Genomic DNA, 2,552 nt, shown 5'->3' on the forward strand with positions numbered 1-2,552 from the left:
AGGACGAAGCCGCTCGCGCGGCGGGGGCGCTTGTGGCCGGCGCGTTGCGATGATCTGACGGTCGAGACTTTGGGAATGGGCGTGTCTGTCTGACGATTGGGGTCTCTCAATCAACAGACAGGAGGGTCCCATGGCGGACACGAAGACCACACCGCTGCGTGAGCGGATGATCGAAGATATGCGGATCAAAGGGCTGGGCGAGAGCTCACAAAAAGCGCATATCCGAGCGGTTCGATATTTTGCCGAGTACCTTGGTCGGTCTCCGGACACAGCGACCGCCGAAGACTTGCGTGCCTATCAGTTGCAGATGGTGAACACGAACGTCACCCCATCGACCTACAATGTACGGCTTGTCGGGCTGCGGTTCTTCTTTGAAACGACCTGCAAGCGCCCCGAGATGAAGCAGTGCCTGCATTTCCGCACCGAGCCCCGGAAACTGCCCGTTGTGTTCAGCGCCGAAGAGGTATTCGAGTTGCTAAAGGTTGCACCCGGACCGGGGCTGAAGTATCGCGCGGCGCTCAGTATCTCCTATGGCACCGGTTTGAGGGCATCGGAGGTCTGCAATCTGAAAGTTACGGATATCGACAGCGACCGGATGCTGATCCACGTCGAGAAGGGCAAGGGCGGCAAGGATCGCAAGGTGATGTTGTCGCCGGGCCTATTGGAGCTTTTGCGTGACTATTGGCGCGAGGCGCGCCCGGAGGGCTGGCTGTTTCCCGGCAAACCTCGGATCAACCCACTTTCACCGCGTCAATTGCATCGTGCCTTCAGCGCTGCCAAGCATCTGGCCGGTATCAAGACGCCGAGAAGCACGTTGCATACGTTGCGTCATAGCTTTGCCACCCACCTTCTTGAGGCCGGGACGGATGTGCGTGTCATTCAGGTTTTGTTGGGCCATGCCAAGCTGAGCACGACCGCACAATATACCCATGTCGCGACCAAGCTGATCCGGGACACCGACAGCCCCTATGAGCTGCTGGCGCAGCTTCAGGACCGAAGGTCAGAGTGATGGGCACGGGCGTTGCCGCGCCCGAAGCTGGAGGTCGCTGATATCTTTCGAACCTACGGTCCTGCCTATCGGGGAGCCAAAGCGGGGCGTCTGAACCTGAGCCAACTCCGCGTCATGTCAGCGATTGAATCCTGTCGTACAGAAGCGCTCGGTGGGCATGTGGCGGCCTGCACGAAGTGCAACCATCAGCACATCGCCTATAACAGCTGCAAGAACCGGCATTGTCCCAAGTGTCAGGCACCAGCGGCCCGTGACTGGATGCAGGCGCGCGCCGAAGATTTGCTGCCGGTCGAGTATTTCCACCTCGTCTTCACGCTGCCAGCTGAGATCGCCCAGATTGCCCTTTGGAACAAGCGCGCTGTTTATGGTCTGCTGTTCAAGGCGTCTGCTCAAACGGTAACCACCATCGCCGCTGATCCCAAGCGCCTTGGCGCCCGTGTCGGCATGACCAGCGTATTACACACCTGGGGCTCAGCGCTCACCCATCATCCCCACATTCACATGATCGTTCCGGGGGGCGGCCTGACCTCGGACGGCAATCGATGGAATGCCTGCAAGCCCGGGTTCTTTCTGCATGTGCGCGTGCTGTCGCGGCTGTTCCGCCGTCTCTTTCTTGAGGGGCTGATGGCCCTGCACCGTGTCGGGCAACTGAGGTTCTTCGGCGATCTTGCCGGATTGGCAGACGCCAGCGCTTTCGCCAGATGGTTGGCCCCGCTGCGCAAGATCGGCTGGGTTGTTTATGCCAAACCGCCCTTCGGTGGCCCGGAAGCGGTGCTCGCCTATGTGAGCCGGTATACCCACCGAGTGGCAATCTCAAACCACCGCCTTGTCAGCGCTGATGCCGACACCGTGGCGTTCCGGTGGAAGGACTACAGGACTAAGCGCGGGGATCGCATGAAGGTGATGCGGCTACCGACTTTCGAGTTCATCCGCCGCTTTCTGATGCATGTCCTGCCCGATCGCTTCCATCGCATTCGCCACTACGGCTACCTTGCGGGCAGCGGTCGCAAAGAGAAAGTCGCCCAGATCCGCGCGCTTCTCGGAACAGCGAGATCTGACGAACCAGACCAGCTGAAAGATGACCCCCAAGTCTCACTGAAACTGCGCGAACCATGTCCCAACTGCGGCGGCACGATGCGCATCATCGAAGCATTCCGGCGCGGGCAGAAACCCCGCACCCGGGCACCACCACGAAAGCAGGCCGCATGATGAAACGCCCATCTGCTGCCCATCCTCCGATCCGACGCTCAGGGTGCCGGTCAGAGCTGGGATTTGGTTCAACGCCGTTCTCGATGAAAAAGACCATGCAAAGCACCGCCGCAAGACCCGCAAAAGCCCCCAACGGAACGCCAAAGGCCGTCCAGCCGCCCGGTCAAATTTGGCAAACCCGGCGAAACTCAAACCGATATCAGAGGCAGACGCCTGTACTTTCCCCATAACGCAGCGCACGCATCCCGCGGCTTCCACCTTGTCAGATTTGTCAACGCGGGCCATTCCGCCAAGACCAACCTAACCAACTGGCCCGCATCGAAAAATCTTAGAC

Annotated in this window: 2 protein-coding genes; both read left to right on the forward strand. The window is 59.9% G+C overall.

The window, feature by feature from the left end:
* Positions 1 to 130 precede the first annotated feature (130 nt).
* The gene (locus AC13C8_RS01085) at positions 131 to 1,009 is read left to right on the forward strand and encodes a tyrosine-type recombinase/integrase (RefSeq protein ID WP_091428952.1); all 879 of its coding nucleotides are present in this window, start codon (positions 131 to 133) and stop codon (positions 1,007 to 1,009) included.
* A gap of 12 nt (positions 1,010 to 1,021) precedes the next feature.
* Positions 1,022 to 2,218, forward strand: a complete 1,197-nt coding sequence (locus AC13C8_RS01090) for an IS91 family transposase (RefSeq protein WP_482846104.1) — start codon at positions 1,022 to 1,024, stop codon at positions 2,216 to 2,218.
* The last annotated feature ends 334 nt before the right edge of the window (positions 2,219 to 2,552 follow it).

It is taken from the genome of Aliiroseovarius sp. B-4 (assembly GCF_056857795.1).

Excerpts from the sequence above, each read along its gene's own strand:
- AC13C8_RS01085 (WP_091428952.1), top strand. The coding sequence starts at position 131 with ATGGCGGACACGAAGACCACACCGCTGCGTGAGCGGATGATCGAAGAT.